General features: G+C 63.9%; 21 protein-coding genes. 15 read left to right on the top strand and 6 right to left on the bottom strand.

Annotated elements, in window-relative coordinates; genetic code table 11:
• Positions 1-10: 10 nt before the first annotated feature.
• Complete coding sequence (locus tag L0B83_RS03805) at positions 11-637, bottom strand: PH domain-containing protein (RefSeq protein WP_234757085.1); 627 nt, start codon at positions 635-637, stop codon at positions 11-13.
• Between the two features lie 79 nt (positions 638-716).
• Here L0B83_RS03805 and L0B83_RS03800 point away from each other — a divergent pair, with 79 nt between their 5' ends.
• The 7 genes from L0B83_RS03800 to L0B83_RS03770 all read left to right on the top strand — a co-directional run bounded on the left by L0B83_RS03800 (position 717) and on the right by L0B83_RS03770 (position 11,049).
• Positions 717-2,564 (top strand): ABC transporter ATP-binding protein, encoded by a 1,848-nt coding sequence (locus L0B83_RS03800; RefSeq protein WP_234757084.1) that lies wholly within the window; start codon positions 717-719, stop codon positions 2,562-2,564.
• Between the two features lie 425 nt (positions 2,565-2,989).
• Positions 2,990-4,672 (top strand): peptide ABC transporter substrate-binding protein, encoded by a 1,683-nt coding sequence (locus L0B83_RS03795; RefSeq protein ID WP_234757083.1) that lies wholly within the window; start codon positions 2,990-2,992, stop codon positions 4,670-4,672.
• A gap of 137 nt (positions 4,673-4,809) precedes the next feature.
• Entirely contained in the window at positions 4,810-5,739 is a 930-nt protein-coding gene (locus tag L0B83_RS03790) for an ABC transporter permease (RefSeq protein ID WP_234757082.1), read from the top strand.
• On the top strand, positions 5,729-6,679 hold the full coding sequence (locus tag L0B83_RS03785) for an ABC transporter permease (RefSeq protein WP_234757081.1): 951 nt from the start codon (positions 5,729-5,731) through the stop codon (positions 6,677-6,679). Before L0B83_RS03790 ends, L0B83_RS03785 begins: the two co-directional genes overlap by 11 nt.
• Before the next feature lie 11 nt (positions 6,680-6,690).
• Entirely contained in the window at positions 6,691-8,403 is a 1,713-nt protein-coding gene (locus tag L0B83_RS03780; RefSeq protein ID WP_234757080.1) for a dipeptide ABC transporter ATP-binding protein, read from the top strand.
• Between the two features lie 293 nt (positions 8,404-8,696).
• Positions 8,697-10,625: a translational GTPase TypA gene (gene typA / locus L0B83_RS03775; protein WP_234757079.1), complete on the top strand. Its 1,929-nt coding sequence runs from the start codon at positions 8,697-8,699 to the stop codon at positions 10,623-10,625.
• Positions 10,626-10,668: 43 nt separating this feature from the next.
• Entirely contained in the window at positions 10,669-11,049 is a 381-nt protein-coding gene (locus L0B83_RS03770) for a hypothetical protein (protein WP_234757078.1), read from the top strand.
• Here L0B83_RS03770 and L0B83_RS03765 read toward each other — a convergent pair whose 3' ends face one another.
• Positions 11,050-11,556 carry a helix-turn-helix domain-containing protein gene (locus tag L0B83_RS03765; protein ID WP_234757077.1) on the bottom strand — a complete coding sequence of 169 codons (507 nt, stop codon included), beginning with the start codon at positions 11,554-11,556 and terminating at the stop codon, positions 11,050-11,052.
• A 63-nt stretch (positions 11,557-11,619) separates the two neighbouring features.
• Between L0B83_RS03765 and L0B83_RS03760 the strand changes: the two genes are divergently transcribed.
• Entirely contained in the window at positions 11,620-12,918 is a 1,299-nt protein-coding gene (locus tag L0B83_RS03760; protein ID WP_234757076.1) for an MFS transporter, read from the top strand.
• Between the two features lie 202 nt (positions 12,919-13,120).
• Positions 13,121-13,930 (top strand): type IV toxin-antitoxin system AbiEi family antitoxin domain-containing protein, encoded by an 810-nt coding sequence (locus L0B83_RS03755; RefSeq protein WP_234757074.1) that lies wholly within the window; start codon positions 13,121-13,123, stop codon positions 13,928-13,930.
• 264 nt (positions 13,931-14,194) lie between these two features.
• Here L0B83_RS03755 and L0B83_RS03750 read toward each other — a convergent pair whose 3' ends face one another.
• Entirely contained in the window at positions 14,195-14,437 is a 243-nt protein-coding gene (locus tag L0B83_RS03750) for a putative acetyltransferase (RefSeq protein ID WP_234757072.1), read from the bottom strand.
• 136 nt (positions 14,438-14,573) lie between these two features.
• On the opposite strand from L0B83_RS03750, the gene fdxA reads away from it, so the two are divergent.
• The 3 genes from fdxA to L0B83_RS03735 all read left to right on the top strand — a co-directional run bounded on the left by fdxA (position 14,574) and on the right by L0B83_RS03735 (position 17,592).
• Positions 14,574-14,900 carry a ferredoxin gene (gene fdxA / locus L0B83_RS03745; RefSeq protein WP_018776555.1) on the top strand — a complete coding sequence of 109 codons (327 nt, stop codon included), beginning with the start codon at positions 14,574-14,576 and terminating at the stop codon, positions 14,898-14,900.
• Positions 14,901-14,915: 15 nt separating this feature from the next.
• The gene (gene dapC, locus L0B83_RS03740) at positions 14,916-16,064 is read left to right on the top strand and encodes a succinyldiaminopimelate transaminase (protein ID WP_268820591.1); all 1,149 of its coding nucleotides are present in this window, start codon (positions 14,916-14,918) and stop codon (positions 16,062-16,064) included.
• A gap of 244 nt (positions 16,065-16,308) precedes the next feature.
• The gene (locus L0B83_RS03735) at positions 16,309-17,592 is read left to right on the top strand and encodes a citrate synthase (protein WP_234757071.1); all 1,284 of its coding nucleotides are present in this window, start codon (positions 16,309-16,311) and stop codon (positions 17,590-17,592) included.
• A 73-nt stretch (positions 17,593-17,665) separates the two neighbouring features.
• Here the strand turns inward: L0B83_RS03735 and galE are convergent, their stop codons facing one another.
• Positions 17,666-18,679 (bottom strand): UDP-glucose 4-epimerase GalE, encoded by a 1,014-nt coding sequence (gene galE / locus L0B83_RS03730; RefSeq protein ID WP_234757070.1) that lies wholly within the window; start codon positions 18,677-18,679, stop codon positions 17,666-17,668.
• 130 nt (positions 18,680-18,809) lie between these two features.
• Between galE and L0B83_RS03725 the strand changes: the two genes are divergently transcribed.
• Both L0B83_RS03725 and L0B83_RS03720 read left to right on the top strand, forming a co-directional pair.
• Entirely contained in the window at positions 18,810-19,436 is a 627-nt protein-coding gene (locus L0B83_RS03725; protein WP_234757069.1) for a TetR/AcrR family transcriptional regulator, read from the top strand.
• A 62-nt stretch (positions 19,437-19,498) separates the two neighbouring features.
• Positions 19,499-20,110, top strand: coding sequence for a hypothetical protein (locus L0B83_RS03720; RefSeq protein WP_234757068.1), 612 nt, complete (start codon positions 19,499-19,501; stop codon positions 20,108-20,110).
• 32 nt (positions 20,111-20,142) lie between these two features.
• On the opposite strand, the gene L0B83_RS03715 is transcribed toward L0B83_RS03720, so the two are convergent.
• Both L0B83_RS03715 and dapD read right to left on the bottom strand, forming a co-directional pair.
• Positions 20,143-20,985, bottom strand: a complete 843-nt coding sequence (locus tag L0B83_RS03715) for a hypothetical protein (protein ID WP_234757067.1) — start codon at positions 20,983-20,985, stop codon at positions 20,143-20,145.
• A gap of 11 nt (positions 20,986-20,996) precedes the next feature.
• Positions 20,997-22,022: a 2,3,4,5-tetrahydropyridine-2,6-dicarboxylate N-succinyltransferase gene (gene dapD, locus L0B83_RS03710; protein WP_234757066.1), complete on the bottom strand. Its 1,026-nt coding sequence runs from the start codon at positions 22,020-22,022 to the stop codon at positions 20,997-20,999.
• An 85-nt stretch (positions 22,023-22,107) separates the two neighbouring features.
• Between dapD and dapE the strand changes: the two genes are divergently transcribed.
• Positions 22,108-23,232, top strand: a complete 1,125-nt coding sequence (dapE, locus tag L0B83_RS03705) for a succinyl-diaminopimelate desuccinylase (RefSeq protein ID WP_234757065.1) — start codon at positions 22,108-22,110, stop codon at positions 23,230-23,232.
• Positions 23,233-23,308 lie beyond the last annotated feature (76 nt).

Raw genomic sequence — 23,308 nt, 5'->3', positions numbered from 1 at the left:
GCGAAACCTCCTAAAGGAAGATCGCCCAGTAGCTGGCCGCGGCCAGGACTACCGTGGCCGCTATGCGGAACCATCCGACGGCGACCGTCACCACGGCTTCCTCGGCCCGGCCAGGTTCCACGCGCCCGGCCTCCACGAGGTCCTGCCAGCGGGTGCGGACGAGTACCGCGGCGGCACCGGAATCGGTGTTCCTGAGGTCTCCCGGGCGAACCGAGCTGCCGGGGCCGTACGAGGTGCCGGGGAGTCCCTTGAGGTGCTCGGGGCGGGCATTGCGCCCGCCCCAGATTCCCGGTGCGGGAGCAGCCCACGCCGGATATTTCTTGCGGGGTGTCACCAGGGTGAGGGCGTAGCGGGTATCAACCTGCACCAGCGCGTCCCAGGGAACATCGATGGTGCGGTAGGGATTTTCCAGTGCGACGCCGGAATCCCGGACCACCACGACCGGCCGCCAGAAAAGCAGCCAGCCAAGGAACGCTATGAAAAGCAGGGGAGTGGCTCCGGGAAGGGCTTGCGGTCCCGCCACCACAAGCGTGATGACCACTCCGAAACCGGCAACGGCCCAGCAAATCCAGGCAAACGCCGTGCTGGTGCGGGCCTTGAATATTTCGACATTTCCGGCATACGGCGCTCTGCTCATGCCCCTAATAATTCAGGATTCCGGGCTACTTCACTAATCACCCCTTGGAGGGGTGCCCGGGCGGAAGGGAAGACACAACATGACTGACAATGCCACCCCAGAACCGGAGGCTACTCAGCTTGAGACCGAGTCGGATAAGCGCGCCCAGGGGGCCCCGGTCCTGGAGGTTCGCGATCTCAGCGTTGACTTCGGTGTGGACAAGAAGTGGGTCCCGGCCGCCATTGGACTGAACTACGAGGTCAGGGCCGGCGAGGTCCTCGCGATCGTCGGTGAGTCCGGCTCCGGCAAGAGCGCCAGTTCCATGGCCCTGCTCGGCTTGCTCCCCAGCAACAGCCGCGTCCGGGGGAGCGTCAAGCTCTCGGGCAAGGAACTGCTCGGTGAGAAGTCGGGCAACATCCGGGACGTCCGAGGCAAAGAGGTCGCGGTGATCTTCCAAGAGCCCATGACCGCGCTCAACCCTGTTTACACAGTGGGTGCGCAGATAGTGGAGACGCTCCGGCTGCACAACGCGATCTCCCCGGATGAAGCCAAACAGCGGGCCGTGCGCATGCTGGAGCTGGTGGAACTGCCGGACCCGGAGAAGGCGTTCAAGTCCTATCCGCACCAGCTTTCCGGCGGCCAGCGGCAGCGCGCCATGATTGCGCAGTCCTTGTCCTGCGATCCCAAACTCCTGATCGCGGACGAACCCACGACCGCCTTGGACGTGACGGTACAGGCCGAAATCCTGGACCTGATGCGCAACCTCCGCAACAAACTGGACAGCGCGATCATCCTTATCACGCACGACATGGGCGTCGTGGCCGACCTCGCCGATCGAATTGCCGTTATGCGCCACGGCGTCATCGTGGAAAGCGGCACTGCGCAGCAGATTTTCAACAACCCGCGGCACGAATACACGCAGGCGCTGCTGGCCGCTGTTCCCCACCTTGGGCAGGGTGCGGACAGCGCCGACGTCGACGTCACCGCGGCACTTGCCGCCGCGACCCATTCCGAACTGGAATCGGTCGACCACGATGAGCTGGTCCGCCGGGAAGTCGAGAACCAGGCCGCTTTGCAGCTGGCAGCCGAAGAAGCAGCCAAGCCCAAGGGCGAGCCTGTGCTTGAGCTGGTCGACGTTGCCATCGAGTACCCCAAGCAGGGCCGGGTTCCCGCGTTCCGCGCTGTCGAGGGAGCCAACCTCGTGATCTACCCCGGCCAAGTGGTCGGCCTGGTGGGGGAGTCCGGGTCCGGCAAGACGACCATTGGACGCGCCGCCGTCGGCCTCTTGCCTGTAGCCGCGGGCAGCATGCGCGTGGTGGGGCAGGACATCTCGGGCGCAAAGAGGAACGGAAAACAGCTGCACCAAGTGCGCCGCGACATCGGCATGGTGTTCCAGGACCCGTCATCGTCGTTGAACCCGCGGCTGCCCATCGGCGAGAGCATCGGCGAACCGATGTACCTCGCCGGGGTCGCGAAGGGGGTCGATCTGCAGAAGCGGATCGAGACCCTCTTGGACCAGGTGGAACTGCCGCGCGGGTACCGCAACCGGTATCCACATGAATTGTCGGGTGGCCAGAAGCAGCGCGTCGGCATCGCCCGGGCGCTCTCCCTGCAGCCCAAGCTGATGGTTGCGGATGAGCCGACGTCGGCTCTGGACGTTTCGGTGCAGGCAAAGGTCCTGGAACTGTTCCAGAACCTGCAGAAAGAGCTGGGATTCGCGTGCCTGTTCGTCACGCACGACCTTGCCGTGGTTGATGTTCTCGCAGACCGGATCTGCGTGATGCAGCGGGGCCGGATCGTGGAGCAAGGCAGCCGCGAGCAGATCCTTCGCAATCCGCAGGAGCCCTACACCCAGAGGCTGCTGGCGGCGGTGCCGCTTCCAGACCCCGAGAAGCAGCGTGAGCGCCGGGAGCTGCGCGCCCAACTCATCGCCGCCGGCATCGAGTAGCAACCCGGAGCCGTTCGCGGCGGCACGCAGTTGCTTCCCGCAACCGCAAAAGAGTCCCTGTGGCCACTGGCCGCGGGGGCTCTTTTTCGTGTTTGTTCAAGGCGACGGGTGGGTCTTTTCGTGCCCCTGACTGCCCGGAAAAAGCCCGTCATTCCGGGGCAAACTACGGGGGTAGCCGCTTGGAGTCTAGCAAGGGGCCGACCATTTCGTGAAATGACTGCTTCATTTACTTGAAATGACTGCTTCATTACTAAAACTGTCAAGGGCACACTTCGATGTTCATGCCAATGGGATTCCATATTTCGGACATCGTGTGGTTAGGATTACACATCCATGTAGGCCGCGTCACAGGATAATTCTGTGTCTGGCCCCGGGGACAGCTATGAGTTGCCCCGACCCATCCCCCTGAATCCATAGGAGGCGGAATGCGTTTTTCGCGCACTTCCAAAGCTCTTGGCGTGTTGGCGGTCGCCGCACTTGCCCTCACCGGATGCGGCAGCGCCAGCTCCGGAAACAGTGCACCGACGGCTGCCGGCGATCCGAACAAAATCATCACCGCATACAGCAACGAACCCCAGCACCCCCTTATCCCTTCCAACACCAACGAGGTGTACGGCGGCCGCGTTGTCGACCTGCTGTTCGAAGGCCTGACCAGCTACGACGCCAATGGCAAGTCCGTGAACGCACTCGCGGAATCCATCGACACGAGCGACGGCCAGAACTACACCATCAAGGTCAAGAAGGGCGCCAAGTTCACCAACGGCGAGGCAGTCACCGCCAAGAGCTTCGTTGATGCTTGGAACTTCGCCGCGCTGAGCACCAACGCGCAGGCAAGCAGCAGCTTCTTTGAATCCATCGAAGGCTACGACGCAGTCAGCGCTACCAAGAAGGAAACCGGGGCGGACGGCAAGTCAACGACGACTCCTGCACCCACCGCCCAGACGATGTCCGGCCTGGTACTGAAGGACGATTCCACCATCAGCGTCAAGCTGGCACAGCCGGAAGCCGACTGGCCGCAGCGCCTCGGCTACTCCGCCTTCATGCCGCTTCCGGCCGACGCGCTCAAGGACCCCAAGGCATTCGGCGAAAACCCCATCGGCAACGGCCCGTACAAGATGGCCGCCAAAGGCGCCTGGCAGCACGACAGCCAGATCGCCCTCGTCAAGAATGCTGACTACCAAGGTCCCCGCATGGCCAAGAACGGCGGCGTGACCTTCAAGTTCTACACCGACCCGGCACCGGCATATACGGACATCCAGGCCAACAACCTTGACGTCACCGATGTCCTGCCGACGAACGCCCTGAAGACCTATACCGCGGACTTCCCGGACCACAACCTCAACAAGGCTTACGCAGGCAACGCGACGCTCAACATCCCGAACTACCTGCCTGAGTTCCAGGGAGACGCCGGCAAGCTCCGCCGCCAGGCCATTTCCATGGCCATCAACCGCGACGAAATCACCAAGGTCGTCTTCAACGGCACGCGTATCCCCGCGAAGGACTTCACGTCTCCGTCCATCGATGGCTACAACGCCAACGTGGCTGGCTCCGATGTCCTGAAGTTCGACGCCGCGCAGGCGAAGGACCTGTGGGCCAAGGCAGAAGCCATCAGCCCCTGGCCGGCCGGCAAGACCCTTCAGCTCGCATACAACACCGACGGTGGCAACAAGGAATGGATCGACGCCGTTGCCAACAACCTGAAGAACAACCTCGGCATCAAGGCCGAAGGCCAGCCGTTCGCCAAGTTCGCCGAGATCCTGAACCTCCGCAAGGCCAAGACCCTTCCGGGCTTCACCCGCGCAGGCTGGCAGGCAGACTACCCGTCGCTGTTCAACTTCCTTGGCCCGCTTCTGAAGACCGGCGCCAGCGCCAACTACGAGGGCTACAGCAACCCGGAATTCGACAAGCTGCTCACCGAAGGCCTTGCTTCCAAGTCCACCGGCGATGCCAACAAGAAGTTCACCCAGGCACAGGAAATCCTGTTCAAGGATCTCCCGAACCTGCCCCTGTGGTACCAGGCACGCCAGGCTGTATGGAGCCAGAACGTCACGAACGTTGACTCCGGCTGGAACGGCGTCCTGCTCTACTACAACATCACCGCAAAGTAGTCCTCCGGACTCGTTCCAAGCTCGCTAGTGCACGATGGGGGTCCGGCCGCAAACCGGGCCCCCTGTGCGCTTGATCCGGCACGAAAGCTACCCCACATGAATCCCCTCAGTTTCAAGAGCGCTCAGGAAAACTTGCTGTGATCCAGTACATCCTCCGGCGTTTGCTGCAGGTCATCCCGGTCTTCCTGGGAACCACCCTGCTTGTGTACTTCATGGTCTTTGCCCTCCCGGGAGACCCCATCCGCGCCTTGTTCGGCGACCGGCCTCCCAGCGAGGCCGTCATTGCCGCCCTGCGCCGGCAATACAACCTTGACCAGCCGTTCTGGGTCCAATACGGACTCTTCCTGAAGAACCTGTTCACCTTCAACCTCGGCGTAGACTTCACCGGCCAGCCCATCGCTGCCACCCTTGGTCGCATCTTCCCCGTCACCGCGATGCTCGCCGTTGAGGCCCTGGCCATCCAGGCCGTCTTCGGCGTGGCCTTCGGCCTGATAGCGGGCCTGCGCAAGGGGAAGCTCTTCGACTCCACGGTGCTGGTGGCCTCGCTCGTCGTCATCGCCGTCCCCACCTTCGTGCTGGGCTTCGTGCTGCAGCTCGTCGTCGGCGTTCAGCTCGGCTGGGCCAAGCCGACCGTCGGGGCCAACGCCGACTGGGGCACCCTGATCCTTCCGGCCACGGTGCTCGGCCTCGTGTCATTCGCCTATGTGCTGCGCCTGACCCGCGCCTCGGTCATTGAAAACATGAACGCCGACTACGTCCGCACCGCAACCGCAAAGGGCCTCTCCCGTCCCCGCGTGGTCCTGGCCCACATCCTGCGGAACTCCATGATTCCCGTGGTCACGTACCTGGGCGCGAACCTGGGTGGCTTGATGGGCGGCGCGATCGTCACTGAAGGCATTTTCAACGTGCCCGGCGTCGGCCAGAAGCTCTACCAGGCCGTGATCCGCAGCGAAGGGCCCACCGTCGTCGCGATTGTGAGCGTGCTGGTACTGGTCTTCGTTGCCGCCAACCTTTTGGTGGACCTTCTTTACGCCTGGCTTGACCCGAGGATCCGTTATGAAAAGTAACCGTCAGATCGAGCACTATGTTGCCCCCATCGACGAGACACCGCTGCTGGCGACCGACACCCTCAAGGCCGACGCGGCACCGCTGAGCCTGTGGGCGGACGCCTGGCGGAAGCTCCGCCGTCGGCCGCTCTTCATCATCTCGGCGCTCATGATCCTGCTGCTCCTCGTCGTCGCGTTCTTCCCAGGCCTGTTCACCCAGACGGCGCCGAACGACAACTGCCAGCTGAGCGACTCCCTCGCGGGTCCCTCGGCCGGCCACCCCCTCGGCTTCACCTTCCAAGGCTGCGACATCTACTCCCGCGTCATCCACGGGACCCAGGCATCCCTGACCGTCGGCGTCGTGTCCGTCCTCTTCGTCCTGATCATCGGCGTCACGCTCGGCGCGCTGGCAGGCTTCTTTGGCGGATGGGTCGACACCATCATTGCCCGCCTCGGCGACATCTTCTTCGCGTTGCCTTTGGTCCTTGGCGCCCTGGTGGTTACCCAGCTGCCCTTCTTCCGCGAGAACAAGAGCGTCTTCACGGTGGTCATGGTCATCGTGATGCTCGGCTGGCCGCAAATGGCGCGTATCACGCGTGGTGCCGTGATCGAGGTCCGCAACGCGGATTTCGTCACCGCGGCCCGCTCGCTCGGCGTCTCCAGGATGGGCACGCTGGTCCGGCACGTTATTCCGAACGCGCTCGCGCCGATCATCGTCCTGGCCACGATGGAACTCGGCGTCTTCATCGTGACGGAAGCAACGCTGTCGTTCCTTGGTATTGGGCTGCCCGGCAGCATCATGTCCTGGGGCAACGACATTTCCGCAGCGAAGGACACGTTGCGCACCAACCCCGAGGTGCTGTTGTTCCCCGCAACCGCACTGTCCATCACAGTCCTGAGCTTCATCATGCTTGGCGACGCGCTGCGTGACGCCCTTGACCCCAAGAGCCGCAAGCGATGAAGGAGGCAACCATGACAACATCCAACGTCACCATCGACGAAGCCGGAAGCGAAGAGCGTCCGCTCTTGGAAATCCGGGACCTCGCCATCTCCTTCCAGACGGCGAACGGCGAATTCCAAGCCGTCAAGAACGCCCACCTGACCATCATGCCCGGCGAGACCGTCGCCATTGTGGGGGAGTCCGGTTCCGGGAAGTCGACGACGGCGCTCGCCGCCATTGGACTCCTGCCGGCGAACGGCAGGGTTTCCGGCGGGCAGATCCTGCTCGACGGCGAAGACATCTCCCACGCTCCGGAGCGGCGGATGATCGAGTTGCGCGGCAACACGATCGGCATGGTCCCGCAGGACCCGATGTCCAACCTCAACCCGGTGTGGAAGATCGGCTACCAGGTCCGCGAGACACTGCGTGCCAACGGCAAGCCCAACGCTCCTGCCGACGTCGCCCGCGTACTCGGGGAGGCCGGCTTGCCGGACTCCGCACGCCGCGCCAAGCAGTACCCGCACGAATTCTCCGGCGGCATGCGCCAGCGTGCCCTGATCGCCATCGGCCTGTCCTGCCAGCCGCGGCTCCTGATCGCCGACGAGCCGACGTCGGCCCTCGACGTAACGGTACAGCGGCAGATCCTGGATCACCTCGACACCATGACGACGGAGCTCGGCACCGCGGTCCTGCTTATTACGCACGATCTTGGCCTCGCTGCTGAACGTGCCGACAAGGTAGTGGTCATGTACCGCGGAAACGTGGTGGAGGCTGGTCCTTCCCTCGAGCTGCTCCGCAACCCGCAACACCCCTACACCCAGCGGTTGGTGGCCTCGGCGCCGTCGCTTGCTTCCCGGCGGATCCAGGCTGCGAAGGCTGAAGGAATCCAGACGGAAGAACTCCTCGCGCCCACCGAGGCCGTGGAAGAAAAGGCGCTGCCGGACGACGTCCTGAAGGTAGAGGGCCTCACCAAGGTCTTCAAACTGCGCTCCGGAGTGGGCAAGGCAGCCGACTTCACTGCCGTGGACAACGTCTCCTTCAACGTCAAACGCGGGACGACGACGGCGATCGTGGGTGAGTCGGGCTCCGGCAAGTCCACCGTGGCGCAGATGGTCCTCAACCTGCTCGCACCGACGTCGGGCCGGATCGTGTTCGACGGTGTGGACACCTCCACATTGAACAGCCGGGAAATCTTCAAGTTCCGTCGCCGGGTCCAGCCGATTTTCCAGGACCCGTACGGTTCCCTCGATCCGATGTACAACATCTTCAGGACCATCGAGGAACCGCTCCGGACCCACAAGATCGGTGACAAGGCCAGCCGCGAGAAGAAGGTCCGGGAACTGCTGGACCAGGTGGCGCTGCCGCAATCCACCATGCAGCGGTACCCGAACGAGCTCTCGGGTGGCCAAAGGCAGCGCGTGGCGATTGCCCGGGCGTTGGCTTTGGACCCCGAAGTGATCATCTGCGACGAAGCGGTTTCCGCCCTGGACGTCTTGGTTCAGGCCCAGGTCCTGAACCTTCTGGCCGAGCTGCAGTCCAATCTTGGACTGACGTACCTGTTCATCACGCACGACCTCGCCGTCGTGCGGCAGATCGCGGACCATGTCTGCGTGATGCAGAAGGGCAAGCTCGTGGAAACGGGCAGCACGGACGACGTCTTCGATGCGCCGCAGCAGGACTACACCAAGGCCCTGCTCAACGCAATCCCCGGTGCCAGCCTCATGCTGCCGCCCGCGGTGGCCTGACGGGCCAGGCGCCCGTCTGCTGAGTCCAGCGAAGCGAGCAGGAGAGCCGGGACCATCTCCGTGAGGGGAAGTGGTCCCGGCTCTTCTGCTGTTTCCGCGCCTGCCGGCCGTGCCTACGGTTGTGATGAAGGGCACAGTTTCGCTGCCTTGAGGGTGATTTTTAGGCCAACAAATACCACAGCGTTTAGACTCTATAGAGGCGCCCTGTGTCAAAGGGTCTAATCCGTCGTGCGTTCCGGTTGGAAATGTCGCGATACAACAGCTGACTTCACCACTGAATCGAGCCATTACGCATGTCTGAAACCACCACCAACACCGCCGCGGCCACTGCATCGCGCAGTGATCTGCGCAACGTCGCGATTGTGGCCCACGTTGACCACGGCAAGACCACGCTGGTCGACGCCATGCTCAAGCAGACCAACTCCTTTGCCGAGCACAACCACCTGGAAGACCGCGTCATGGACTCCGGTGACCTGGAGCGCGAAAAGGGCATCACCATCCTCGCCAAGAACACCACGGTTGCCTACAACGGCCCGTCGTCCAATGGCGAGACCATCACCATCAACGTGATCGACACCCCCGGCCACGCCGACTTCGGCGGCGAGGTGGAGCGCGGCCTGTCCATGGTTGACGGCGTGGTCCTCCTGGTCGACGCTTCCGAAGGTCCGCTTCCGCAGACCCGCTTCGTGCTCCGCAAGGCCCTTGCTGCGCACCTGCCTGTCATCCTGCTGGTCAACAAGACCGACCGCCCCGACGCCCGCATCGAAGAGGTTGTCCACGAGTCCATGGACCTGCTCCTCGGCCTGGCCTCCGACCTTGCTGACGAAGTTCCTGACCTGGACCTCGACAAGGTCCTCGAAGTGCCCGTCGTCTACGCCGCCGCCAAAGTCGGCCGCGCGTCGCTTGAGCAGCCTGCCGATGGCACCGCACCGGACAACGAGGACCTCGAACCCCTCTTCAAGGCGATCATCGAGCACATCCCGGCTCCGACCTACAACCCCGAGGGCGTCCTGCAGGCGCACGTCACCAACTTGGACGCTTCCCCGTTCCTCGGCCGACTCGCCTTGTTGCGCATCTACAACGGCACCCTTCGCAAGGGCCAGACCGTGGCTTGGGCGCGTGCCAACGGCGAACTGAAGAACGTCAAGATCACCGAACTCCTGGCCACCAAGGCCCTCGACCGCGTACCCGCGGAGTCCGCCGGTCCGGGCGAGATCGTGGCTGTTGCCGGTATCGAGGAAATCACCATTGGTGAGACTCTGACCGACGCCGAGAACCCGCAGCCGCTCCCGCTCATCACGGTGGATGACCCGGCGATCTCGATGACCATCGGTATCAACACCTCCCCGCTGGCCGGCAAGGTCAAGGGCGCCAAGGTGACGGCGCGCCAGGTGAAGGACCGCCTGGACAAGGAACTGATCGGTAACGTCTCCATCAAGGTCCTGCCCACCGAACGTCCGGATGCTTGGGAAGTCCAGGGCCGCGGCGAGCTCGCGCTGGCCATCCTCGTGGAGCAGATGCGACGCGAAGGATTCGAGCTGACGGTCGGCAAGCCGCAGGTTGTCACCCGGACCATCGACGGCAAGATCCACGAGCCGATGGAACACATGACCATCGACGTTCCCGAAGAGTACCTCGGCGCGGTCACGCAGCTCATGGCCGCCCGCAAGGGCCGCATGACCAACATGGCCAACCACGGAACCGGCTGGTGCCGCATGGAATTCATCGTTCCTGCCCGTGGCCTGATCGGCTTCCGCACCAAGTTCCTCACCGACACCCGCGGTGCAGGCATCGCATCGTCGATCTCCGAGGGCTACGAGCCGTGGGCAGGCCCCATCGAATACCGCACCAACGGTTCGATGGTTGCCGACCGCGCTGGTGTGGTTACCCCGTTCGCGATGATCAACCTGCAGGAACGCGGTTCCTTCTTCGTGAAGCCCACGTCCGAGGTCTACGAAGGCATGATCGTGGGCGAGAACTCCCGCGCGGACGACATGGACGTCAACATCACGAAGGAAAAGAAGCTCACCAACATGCGTGCAGCTTCCTCGGACTCCTTCGAGAACCTGACCCCGCCGCGCGAACTGACCCTCGAAGAGTCCCTCGAATTCGCCCGCGAAGACGAGTGCGTCGAGGTCACGCCGGAAGACATCCGTATCCGCAAGGTGATCCTTGACGCCAACGAGCGTGCCAAGGCGAGCCGGGCACGCGCCAAAGTCTGATCCTGCGCAGATCGGGTATTGACGCGCAGAACGGACTGACGCATTGACCAAGGGAGCCACCGGAGCAGTACGCGGCATTGCCGCCGCTGTTCCGGTGGCTCTTTTTGCTGCCCTCGCAGGCACCGCGCTGCACCGGCAGGCGTTCTTCGTTGCCGGCGTCGACGTCCACTGGGGTCCTGCGGCCGCGTTGCTCCTGCTCGCGTCGCTGCAGCTCCTGCTGGGTGCGTGGTCGCGGTCGTTGCTCCCGACGGCGGTAGCGGGCATTGTCTGTTACGCCACCATCGGACTGTTGTCCACGGGGGGACCGGGCAAGCAGCTGATCGTCGCGGATGTGCCCGGTAATGTGTGGGTCTTCGGAACCGCGGGCATCACTGTCGTGGTGCTCTTGTGGTGCCGGCGCTACCGGCGTCCTCCGCGCGGATAGCTAATCGGCGGTTGGGTCCCGGTGGTGGGCGATCAGGAGCGAGGTGGCCTCGCCGTCGTCGTCCGCCGGAAGGTGCATGTATTCCTCGACGACGGCGCGCAGTTTGTCCATCATTTCCTGCTGCCGTGCGGTGTTGAACTTGACCCCGAGCCGCCAGACGTCGATGTCCTCGGGTGCGAGCCGGCGCGTTTCCTGGACGAATGTTTCGATCAGGACCGGGGAAATCCCGTCGACGGGGGTGCTCCACGAGGTGCGGGTCGCGAGATACGGCACCTCTTTGGCGCCGCGCTTTCCCTTCCGGCCTTCCTGGGCTTCGAGGAAACCCGTGCGCACCAAGGTCCGCACATGGTGCAGGCTCGACGCCGGGTTGATCTCCAGCAGCCCCGCAATCTCCTTGTTGGTGCGCGCTTGGTGCAGGCAGAGCCGGAGAATCCTCAGGCGCAGGGGGGAACTCAACGCGCGGCCCTTGGCCACCAGGTCACCGTTCTCCCGCGCGTCTTCCTTCATGGTGGCCAGTGTAGCCAGCTATGAGTGATTGACATATACCAATCACTGAACGAGACTGGGCGGGTGAACGCCGGAACCACCCGCAATGCCGCGCAAACTGACACAACCCGGCCGGCTGCCTCGCTGTGGCGGGACAGAAACTTCATCACCTTCTGGTCAGGGCAGGCCGTCAGCCAGCTCGGAGCGCAACTGGGGCAACTGGCGTTTCCCGTCCTCGCGGTGACTTTGCTCGGTGCGAGTGAGTTCGAAGTCGGCGCCCTCAATGCCGCCGGCCTCGCGGCCTTCCTGCTGATCGGTTTGCCCGCAGGAGCATGGGTCGACCGCTGGCTCAAGCGCCGCACCATGATTGTGGCTGACTTGGTCCGCACCGCGGCGATGGCAACTGTGCCCATCCTCTGGTGGGCCGGCCTCCTCCAGATCTGGCACCTTTACGCAGTGGCCGCCGTCGTCGGGGCCGCGACGGTGTTCTTCGACGTTTCCTACCAGAGCTACGTACCCGTCCTCGTGGACGCCGTGAAAGTCTCGCAGGCCAACTCCAAGCTCGAGGCTACTTCCCAAATCGCTCGGATCGGCGGTCCTGCCGCAGGCGGTGGCTTGCTGGCGATTGTGTCCGCCCCCGTGCTGTTCGTCGGGGAGGCGGCCGGATACTTGCTGTCGGCCATCTTCCTGCTTAGGACGCGCGACGCGGAACTGCCCGTGCCCGCGAAGGATCGGCAGCCGCTCGCCAGCGAGATCAAGGAGGGACTGGTCTTCGTGGTCAGGCATCCTTTGATCAGCAGGATTGTGGCCTGCACGGGCGGGGTCAACTTCTTCACGACACTCGCCTCCACCTTGATACCGGTCTTGGTGCTTCGTGAACTTGAACTCGGACCGGAGGGCATGGGCCTCATTATGTCGGTCGGTGCTGTGGGCGGACTGATCGGCGCCGTTGCCGCGCCCAAGATCGCGGCGTGGATCGGCGAGGGGACGGTTATTCCTGTCGCGTCGATGATCAGCGCGCTTTTCCTCCTCTTGGTTCCGTTGTGCGTGCTTGCTCCTGAACGATGGATGTCCCTCGTGATGCTCGTTTTCTCCGAGTTCGGGTTCGCCTTCGGAGTGCTGGTGTACAACATCATGCAGCTGAGCATGCGGCAGCGGGTGTGTCCGCCCCGGCTCCTGGGGCGGATGAATGCGTCCATCCGCTTCGTGGTGTGGGGAGTCATGCCGATCGCAGCCCTTGCCTCGGGTCTCCTGGCCGAGAACATCGGGCTGGTCCCAACACTCTGGATCGGCGTGGGCGGAAGCATGGTTTTCGTTGCACCAGTGTTGTTCTCACCGCTGCGGGGAATGCGCCGGCTGCCGGACGCCGTGCAGGGTGCCTGACCTCCCTCGGGACATGCCCCGCCTTGGTCCGCAGCGCTGGACATAATGGCATCATGCGCATTCCTTGGTCTCCACGCGGCGCATGCTCTGCCGTAACGGAGGCACATGTCCAGCGTTTGCCCGCAAGAATGGACGGGTTGTTTTCCACATAGCGAATTTCGGTGCTTCCGGACCGCCCGCATCAGGGGGAACGATGGGGCGCATGGTGAACATTATCGACGTCGTGTCAGCGTACGACGGCGTGGCGCGGGCCAAGCATCTCGCTGCGGCCGGAGTGTCGCACTTCCAGCTGAAGTCCGCTTTGGCCAGCGGCCGGATTCTCCGCGTGGCTCGAGGGGTTTATGCGGTGCCGGGCGCCGATCCTGGCTTGCTAGCCATCCGGTCCCTCCCTGCGGAGCCGGCCTGCGTTTCCGCAGCCGAACTGGCCGGGTTGTGGGTAATGGACGCCCCTCAGTTTCCCCATGTGGCAGTCCCCCACAGCCGCAAGTACAAGGGCTTCGTCTGCCACAGATCCGCCGCCCCGCCCACGTTGACGGATTCTCTCATTCAGGCACTGCGCTGCCTGCCGGACCTGGATGGCCTCGTCATTGCTGAATCGGCGGTGGCTCTTGGCAAGTTACCTCTGACGGCCATCAGGATGAGGTTGACCGGGCGGAATGATGCACGCGAGCGGAGGCTCGTGTCACGGATCGTTCCCCAGTCGCAGTCGATCATTGAGTGCATCGCCCGGCACCTGCTGCGCGAAGCCGGCTTCCATGTTGAATCGCAAGTGCACATACCGGGAATGGGGCATCTGGACCTGATGGTGGACGGAAGACTGGGGATCGAGACCGACGGAGCGGGGTTCCACATGGACAAGCCGAGCTTCGAGGAGGACCGCCGCCGGTGGAACGTCACCACAAAATTGGGTGTTCCCACGCTGGTGGTGAGCTATTCGCTGGTGAAGCACCGGCCTCGCGAATTCGTAGCGCTGGTACGCGACACCCTGAGGTCGCTCGACCGGGCCGCCTGACGCGTTCATGACACCTGCCCGGCCCAACATCCGCGTCGTCCCGAAGGGACATGCCCATCGCTGCTCGTCACGACCGGACATGTCCCTTGTTCGGCCCGCGTCTCCGCAGGACATGCTCTGTCTTGCGACCCAACACTGGACATATTGGCATTATGTCCAATGGTTCGGCCGGGCACGGGGCATGTCCGGTGGGTGAACCGGGCAGGGGGCATGTCCAGTGGGTGGACGGGGGTGGTGAGCAAGGGAGTGCAGGGAGCCGCAGGGTTACTCGCCGGTTGTGCGCGGACTCCTGCGTGGGGGCGGAGGCGGGACCTCTTTGGCCGCCACGACCAGCGCAAGGGGGATTTCGACGTCGGACTGGCGCGTACGGATGGTGCACGAATCATCGGTGACTGAGACCAGGTAGCCGAGGGCATCGGTGAAGCCGGTGGCCAGGCGGTATCGGACAACTACCCGTGTTCCGGTTACGGTATTGAGCAGGAAATCCTGGGGCCGGGGCAGAGTCACCAGTTCATAGTAAGACGCCCGGCTAGGTTGCTGAGTTCCGGCTGGTGGATAATAGGCTCAGAATTCGATGTACCGGCCACAGGGCCGGTGGTACTACCCGGAAGTGATCCGGGACAACTGTGGAGAGGCAAGGGACGTGACCTACGTAATCGCGCAGCCGTGTGTGGATGTCAAGGACAAGGCATGCATTGAAGAATGTCCTGTTGACTGCATCTACGAAGGCGAACGTTCCCTCTATATCCACCCGGATGAGTGCGTGGACTGCGGAGCTTGCGAACCGGTTTGCCCGGTGGAAGCGATCTACTACGAGGACGACACCCCGGAGGAATGGGCGGACTACTACAAGGCCAACGTCGAATTCTTCGATGACCTTGGCTCCCCGGGCGGAGCAGCGAAGATCGGCAACACCGGCAAGGACCACCCGTTCATCGCCGCGCTGCCTCCGCAGAACCAAGACCACTAAGAACGGTTGCTTCCTTTGATTTCTGCGGCCCCCGCTTTCGGCCTCAACCTGCCCGACTACCCCTGGGAAGCTATGGCGCCCTACGTCGCCAAGGCTTCGGAACACCCGGGCGGGGCAGTCAATCTCTCTATCGGCACCCCTGTGGATCCCACGCCGCAGTTGGTCCGCGAGGCACTCGCGGCGGCGGCTGACGCCCATGGCTACCCAACCGTGCACGGCACGGAGGGTCTTCGTGAGGCCGTGTCCAGCTGGTTCGCCAGCCGTAGGGGAGTGCCGGGAATTGATCCGCGGGACGTCATGCCGACCGTCGGCTCCAAGGAACTGGTGGCCTGGCTGCCGTTCCTGCTGGGACTGGGCTCAGGCGACGTCGTGGTGCGCCCTACAGTGGCCTACCCGACCTACGACATCGGCGCCATGCTCGCCGGGGCCACCGCTGTGGCCGCGGACAGCCTTGACGAACTGGACTCCGCAACCCGCTCCAGGGTCCGGCTCATCTGGATCAATTCCCCGGGAAACCCAACCGGCAGCGTCCGGGATGTTGAGTCCCTCCGACAGATCGTCGCCCAAGCCCGTGAAATCGGTGCTGTCGTGGCGTCCGATGAATGCTATGCCGAACTAGGCTGGGGCGAATGGGATGCCCAGCGTGGCGGCGAGGCGGTGCCAAGCGTCCTTGACCCGCGTGTCACGGGAGGATCCACCGATGGCCTCTTGTGCGTCTACTCCCTGAGCAAGCAATCGAACCTCGCCGGATACCGTGCCGCCTTTGTTGCCGGTGACTCGTCGATCGTGGCGAATCTGGTCAACAGCCGCAAGCACGCAGGCATGATCGTGCCGTATCCGGTCCAGGAAGCCATGCGTGCCGCGCTCGGCGATGCCACCCACGTGCTCGCCCAGAAGGACCTCTACCGCGGACGCCGTGAACGCCTACTGCCTGCACTGCAGAACTTCGGCCTGGAGATCCACGAGTCCAAAGCAGGCCTGTACTTGTGGTCCACCGCAGGGGAAGCGACATGGGACACAGTCCAGCGCTTCGCCGACCTGGGGATCGTCGTCGGGCCCGGAGTCTTCTATGGAGACGCGGGCAATGGATTCATCCGGGTGGCGCTCACCGGTACGGACGAACGCATCGATGCGGCGGTCGAACGCCTGGGCGGCGCTCGGTAACAGGCGCTCGGTAACAATGCTGTGACTTCCCGCACACGGCCGCGTCATTCCGCCAGTAACCGGGACTGTAAATTAGTCTGTCCCGCTTACTGGCGGTAGCTTTTAACTGACTATCAATGGTGGCTTTCTCCACGAAGGCAGTCTGGCCGATGGCGCCTGCACTTGCAGGGCCCCGGTTGGAGTCACCAGATGTTGGTTGGATCAAGCTTTCGACCGAGGCCAAGAGCCTCATGAAGGGGACTCCATGACTGAGACCACCAGCGCTACCCTGCGCCATGCCGGCGGAGAGCTCGAGCTCCCGCGGATCAAGGTTGTAGAAGGAAACGAAGGATACGACGTTTCCAAGCTGCTGAAGCAGACGGGCGCCGTCGCCTATGACCCCGGCTTCATGAACACCGCCGCCACGACGTCGGCAATCACCTACATCGATGGCGACGCCGGTATCCTGCGGTACCGCGGATACCCGATCGAGCAGCTTGCCCAGCACTCGAGCTTCCTGGAAGTTTCCTACCTGCTGATCTACGGAAACCTCCCGAGCCCCACGCAGTTGGAGGAGTTCGACCAGAAGATCCGTCGCCACACCCTGCTCCACGAAGAGCTCAAAGGCTTCTTCGGCGGATTCCCGCGTGACGCGCACCCGATGCCCGTGCTCTCCTCGGCCGTCTCGGCGCTGTCCACGTTCTACCAGGACTCCCTGGACCCGTTCAACGCTGAGCACGTGGAAGTTTCCACTATCCGCCTGATGGCCAAGCTTCCGGTCATCGCGGCCTACGCACACAAGAAGTCCATCGGCCAGCCCATGCTGTACCCGGACAACTCCATGAACCTCGTGGAGAACTTCCTGCGCCTGAGCTTCGGCCTGCCTGCAGAGCAGTACGAGCTCGACCCCGTCGTCGTCAAGGCGCTGGACCTCCTGCTCATCCTGCACGCCGACCACGAGCAGAACTGCTCGACGTCGACCGTCCGCCTTGTGGGCTCGTCGAACGCCAACCTGTTTGCTTCTGTGTCCGCGGGCATCAACGCCCTCTTCGGTCCCGCCCACGGCGGCGCCAACGAGGCCGTGCTGAAGATGCTGCGCCAGATCCAGGCCGAGGGCATCAAGCCCGAAGATTACATGGAGAAGGTCAAGAACAAGGAAGCCGGCGTCCGCCTCATGGGCTTCGGGCACCGGGTCTACAAGAACTACGACCCCCGGGCGAAGATCATCAAGGCGACGGCTCACGAGATCCTGGGCAAGCTCGGCGGCAATGACGAGCTCCTGGACATCGCGATGCGCCTCGAAGAGAAGGCCCTGGCTGACGACTACTTCATCCAGCGCAAGCTCTACCCGAACGTCGACTTCTACACCGGCCTGATCTACAAGGCGATGGGCTTCCCCGAGAAGATGTTCACCGTGCTGTTCGCGATCGGACGCCTCCCCGGCTGGATCGCGCAGTGGCGTGAAATGATCAACGATCCCCAGACGAAGATCGGCCGTCCGCGGCAGCTCTACACAGGAGAGCCGGAGCGCAACTACCCGGCCGTCTAACTAGGCGAACGCGGGGTCACTTACAGCCCGTCCGAAGGGACATCATGGGCTGTAAGTGACCCCGCGTTGTGTTTTAAGCGTTGTAGCCGAGGGGGTTGTTCTTCTGCCAGCGCCAGTGGTCTTCGCACATCTGCTCCACGGTCTTGGTGGTGGACCAGCCTAGGTCGGCCAAGGCAGAGGAGGCGTCGGCCCAGAACGCGGGCAGGTCTCCGGCGCGGCGGCCGGTGATCTCGTAGGGCAGCGGGTGCCCCACGGCCTGCTCAAAGGCATGGAGCATCTCCAGAACGGACGTGCCCTTTCCGGAACCAAGGTTCCAGCGGTGCACTCCGGGGCGTCCGGCGACGTAGTCCAGCGCGGCGACGTGGCCGTCCGCGAGGTCGACGACGTGGATATAGTCCCGTAGGCAGGTGCCGTCCGGCGTGTCGTAGTCTCCGCCGAAGACCATGAGCTTTTCGCGGCGGCCCACGGCGACCTGGGCGATGTAAGGGACCAGGTTGTTCGGGATGCCCTGGGGGTCCTCACCGATCCTGCCGGAGGGGTGTGCGCCCACCGGGTTGAAGTAACGCAGGAGGGCGATGTGCCAGCGCTCGTCCGCGGCGCCGAGGTCCGTGAGGATGTCCTCGATCTGTTCCTTGGTGCGGCCGTAGGGGTTGTTCGCTCCGATCTCCATTTTCTCGATGTAGGGGATCGGGTTGTGCTCGCCGTACACCGTGGCAGACGAGCTGAAGACGATCGAGCGGACACCGTGCTTGTCCATGGCGCGGAGCAGGTTCAGGGTGCCGACAATGTTGTTGTAGTAGTAGTTGAGGGGTTCCTGCACGGATTCGCCGACTGCCTTGAGCCCGGCGAAGTGGATGACGGCGTCGATGCTGTGCTGATCGAACACGGCTTCAACCGCGGCCTCGTCCACGAGATCCACTTTATGGAACGCCGCGGTCTTTCCCGCCAGTTCGCCGACCCGGCGCAGGGACTCTTCGCTTGAGTTCACGAGGTTGTCCACTACGACCACTTCATGTCCGGTTTCCAACAAGGACAGGACGGTGTGCGACCCAATGTAGCCGGTGCCACCCGTAACAAGAATTCTCATGCAAGCAACGCTATCTGAGGTTTGACCAGGCTCGCTCGGTGTTGCGTAATCCGGTGTCGCGTAAGCCACAGTCCCGTTGCTCTAGTGCGCCGCGCCGCACGGATCAAGCACATTCGTGCTAAAAAGATCTGTGCCCAAGATCGTTGATGCCGAAGCCCGGCGCCAGGAAGTAGTCGAAGCCGTCTTCAGGATCATTGCCTCGGATGGCCTTGAACGCGCGTCCTTGCGGGAAGTGGCCGACGAAGCCGGACTTGCCGTCGGCTCGGTCCGGCACTACTTCGCCAGCAGCGATGAACTGCTGGTCCATTCCTTCGCCGTGGTCATCGACAGGATCGCCAAGAGGCTCGAGGAGGCGTTCGCCGTCGTCGAGTCCTTTGCGCCCGGCCTCGCAGAACACGATGCGGCCGTGTTAACCCTCCTGGGTCAATTCCTTCCGCTCGACGAGGAACTGGCCGTCGACGCCTGTGTCTGGATGGCCTTCCGGCACGCGGCCCGGATCCGCCCCGTACTCGAACAGGAAGCCGCCCGCAGCCACCGGGCCGTGGCCGCCGTCGTCGGCCGTTTGGTGATGCGGCTGATGCCCGACGGCGGACCCGGCCAAGAGCGCCTGGTAACCGAAGCCGAGCGCCTCTTGGCGACCCTCGACGGCCTGTGCATGCATGCCCTGCTGCAGCCCGAGTGGATGACTGCCGAGGTCTGCCGGGACGTCCTGACCACGCATCTGGCCACTCTTGGTGCGGTCCCTTCGAGCCGTTAACGTCGAGGCTCATCGGGAATAGACTGGAATCCTGAGCGGGCACCTGCCAAGGAGGCAATCGGATGCATGACACAGGCGGTCAGGGCTGGCGGATCACAATGGACACCTCCGGACCGATGCTCATTGCCTTGTATCTGAGAGACGTTGCTGGATTGGACGGGGCCGGAACGCCAACGTTGTCCCACGCCACACCCAAAGTCAGGCACGCGGACCACACGCATCTCACTGCCGAGGTAGGCGGGGTGCCGGCCCTCAAGACAGAGTGGGAGGCCTGGTGGGAGCAGCTGTTGAGGGCGTATCCGGATGCCGCGCCGGAGCTTTCACCCCCGGGCTTCAACGCGTTCGGAAACTCGCCTGCTCTGCGCCGGGTATTGCAGGCCCACTTCGGGGCCGCCCTCACCTGGGCCCGTGAGCGCTTGGAAGAGTATGAAAAACTCGAAGCCGAACGCGAAGCGAGCGGCGCCACGTTGCTCCTGGGGGACATGGTGGAGGACCGGCTGCTGGAAGTCGGGCGTAGCTCCCGGGACTTCCAATTGACCATCATCGAACTACCCCTCAGCGAGCCGAGGGCCTGGTACCTTGAACCGGACAAGATGATCATGAGCCACCAGCTCCTGTCCGAGCCGGATATCTTCCGCAGCTACGTCCAGCCGGTGGTTGAACTTCTGGTCTGAGGCGGGAACGGGGCCGCCAGGCACCGCCCGAACTACGTTTTCGGAGCCGACACCGTGATGGTCACGGAACCGGATGCTGCCGCTGGCTCCTGCCAGCCCTTGTGGTCCTGCCGGTTCCAGGTGGCGCCGGCAACGTCAACCTGGGTCACGGAAAAGGCCTTGGCATTCGCTACGGCCCACTGGCCTACAGCCCACGCCTGTGCACCACTGATGTCCAACTGCACGGTGCGGCCCTGGGCGACGGCCGGCTGGGAGCCGAAGGCCGCGGTGATGGCCGCGACGACGGCGTTCGGGTCGCCGGCGGTGTCCGCGGCGCGGAGCGTGCAGTCGAGGGCCCTTTCGGAATGTCCCGTCAGGGCCGACGCATATGCCCGGCCCATGGGTTCTTGCTGTGCGTAGGCCTGGGGGTAGGCGGAATGCTGGACAGCTTGGGCCGCTTCCGTGATTGCCATGGTTTCGTAGCCCGGTATTTTCACGAGGCGGTCATAGAAAGCGTTGGTCGCGTAGACGGGATCCATGACCTCGGCCTCGGTGCCCCACCCTTGCGAAGGGCGCTGCTGGAACAGACCCCGCGAATCGGGGCCCACCTCGTCACCGTGGCCGATGTTCCGAAGCTTGGATTCCTGCATGGCCGTAGCAATGGCGATCGTGGCTGCGCGCGGTGGAAGCCCCCGCCGCAGGGCAATGGCGCTGATGAGGGCGGCATTCTCGGCCTGGTCCGTCGCCAGTTCGTAGGACTCCGAGCCGACGACGGCGACGCAGCGCTCCGTAACCAAGGTGTCGGAGCGCTGCAGCACAGTCACAACGGCGTAAATGGCACCAGCCACCAGGGCCAGGGCCAGTAGCAAAACGATGGTGCGTCGGAGACGGCGCATCCAGATATCAGCTAGTTGGCGTGGAGGGCTTCGTTGAGTTCCACCGTCTGGCCCTTGCGGGGGAGGACCTCTACTTCACCCGTGGTGGAGTTGCGGCGGAACAGCAGGTTCGGCACGCCGGAGAGCTCAACAGCCTTGATGATGCTGCTGGTGTCCTCGCCGTTGGCGTCCTTCGGGCCGGGGATGCGCACGCGGGTTCCTGCGGTGACGTAAAGGCCGGCTTCAACCACGGAGTCGTCGCCGATGCTGATGCCCACGCCGGAGTTGGCGCCCAGGAGCACGCGCTCGCCCAGGGCGATCTTTTCCTTACCGCCGCCGGAGAGGGTCCCCATGATGGACGCGCCGCCCCCGACATCGGTGCCGTCGCCGGCAACAACGCCCGCCGAGATGCGGCCTTCCACCATGGACGTGCCGAGCGTTCCGGCGTTGAAGTTCACGAAGCCCTCGTGCATGACCGTGGTGCCTTCGGCGAGGTAGGCGCCCAGGCGGACCCGGTCGGCGTCGGCGATCCTAACCCCGGTGGGGACGACGTAGTCCACCATGCGGGGGAACTTGTCCACGCCGTAGACGGTCACAGGCCCACGCTTGCGCAGGCGGGCACGGGTCAATTCGAAGCCTTCCACCGCGGCCGGGCCGAAGTTGGTCCACACGACGTTGGGAAGCTTGCCGAAGATGCCGTCCAGGTTGATGCTGTTGGGCTTGACCAGCCGGTGCGAAAGCAAGTGGAGGCGCAGGTAGGCGTCAACGGTATCCGCGGGTGCCTCGTCGAGGTTGATCTGGGCGAAGACCACTTTCTGTTCGGTCCGCCGGTCCGCGTCGTGGCTTTCAGCTGCAAGCGCGGTCAGCGACTCGTCAGCGTGCTCTACGGCCCGCAGTGATGCGGCGGCCTCGCCCAATGCCGGTGCCGGAAACCACACGTCCAGCACTGTGGCTTCGCCGGCGTCGGAGGTGGCGATGGTGGCCAGTCCGAAGCCATAGGCGGAGCGAGCGTTGTCGGAAGCGCTATCGAGAGCAGCGGAGGCAGCGGTTTCAGTCATGGCGCAAGTCTATCGAGAGCCACTGCTTCCCTTGAAACCGAGCGTGGACCGAAGGGTCGCAATTAGCACGGGATACAGTTGAGGGGTGACCGTTGAAACTACCCCGATCCTCCTTGACATCAGGCAAGACGTTGCGCTGCTGGCCGCGGCGCTGATGGATATCAACAGCGTGTCCGGCAACGAAGCCGCGATCGCGGACGCCGTTGAATCCGCCCTGCGCACGATCCCGGGCCTGCAGCTTGTGCGGGACGGCGACGCCATCATTGCCCGGACCGAGCTGGGGCGCCCGGAGCGGGTGATCCTGGCCGGCCACCTCGACACCGTGCCGTTGCCGACGGTGGAAGGTTCGCTCGGCACCGTGCCCGCCACGTGGGAGTCCGGCGTCCCCGGCACGGGCAACCTGTATGGACGCGGAGCCACCGACATGAAGGGCGGGGTCGCGGTGCAGCTTGCGCTCGCCGCGACAATGTTCGACGGCGGCGCCGAGCCGGGCAAAGATGTCACCTTCGTCTTCTACGACCATGAGGAAGTTGAAGCGGTCAAGAGCGGTCTGGGCCGCTTGGTACGGAACCACGCGCAGCTTCTGGAGGGGGATTTCGCGATCCTGCTCGAACCCACCAACGGAACGGTGGAAGGCGGTTGCAACGGTACCAGCCGCTTCGAAGCCACTACCGTCGGGGAAGCGGCGCATTCTGCCCGGGCGTGGATGGGCAGCAATGCCATCCACGCTGCCGCGCCCATCCTGGGCCGCTTGGCCGCCTACGAGCCGCGCACCGTCAACGTGGACGGGCTCGATTACCGCGAAAGCCTCAATGCCGTGAAGATCAACGGCGGCACCGCGGGCAACGTGATTCCGGACCGCTGCGTCGTGGAAATCAACTACCGCTTCGCCCCGGATAAGACCCCGGACCAGGCCGAGGCCCACGTCCGTGAATTGTTGGACGGCTTCGACGTCGTGCGCACCGATGCCGCCGCTGGAGCGCGGCCGGGCCTCAACCACCCCGCTGCTGCGTCGTTCGTTGCCGCCGTTGGTGGCGAGCCGAAGCCGAAATACGGTTGGACCGACGTCGCCCGCTTCAGCGAGCTGGGCGTTCCCGCGGTCAACTTCGGGCCGGGCGATGCGCTTTTGGCGCACAAAGACAACGAACACGTCGACGCCGACGCCATCCGTGAGTGCCTTCGCGCGCTGCGGTCATGGCTGGCGGACTAGGCAAAGCTATCGTTTGAGAACGTGGGTGTGGCCCGTGGGCTTGGTTCCGGAACCAAGCCCACGGGCCACACCCACG

Origin of the sequence: Arthrobacter alkaliphilus, from assembly GCF_021483235.1 — a bacterium.
In the GTDB taxonomy this organism is placed as follows: Bacteria; Actinomycetota; Actinomycetes; order Actinomycetales; family Micrococcaceae; genus Arthrobacter; species Arthrobacter alkaliphilus.
Note: the sequence above shows the minus strand (reverse complement) of the source record. Positions and strands in the feature narration are given on the sequence as shown.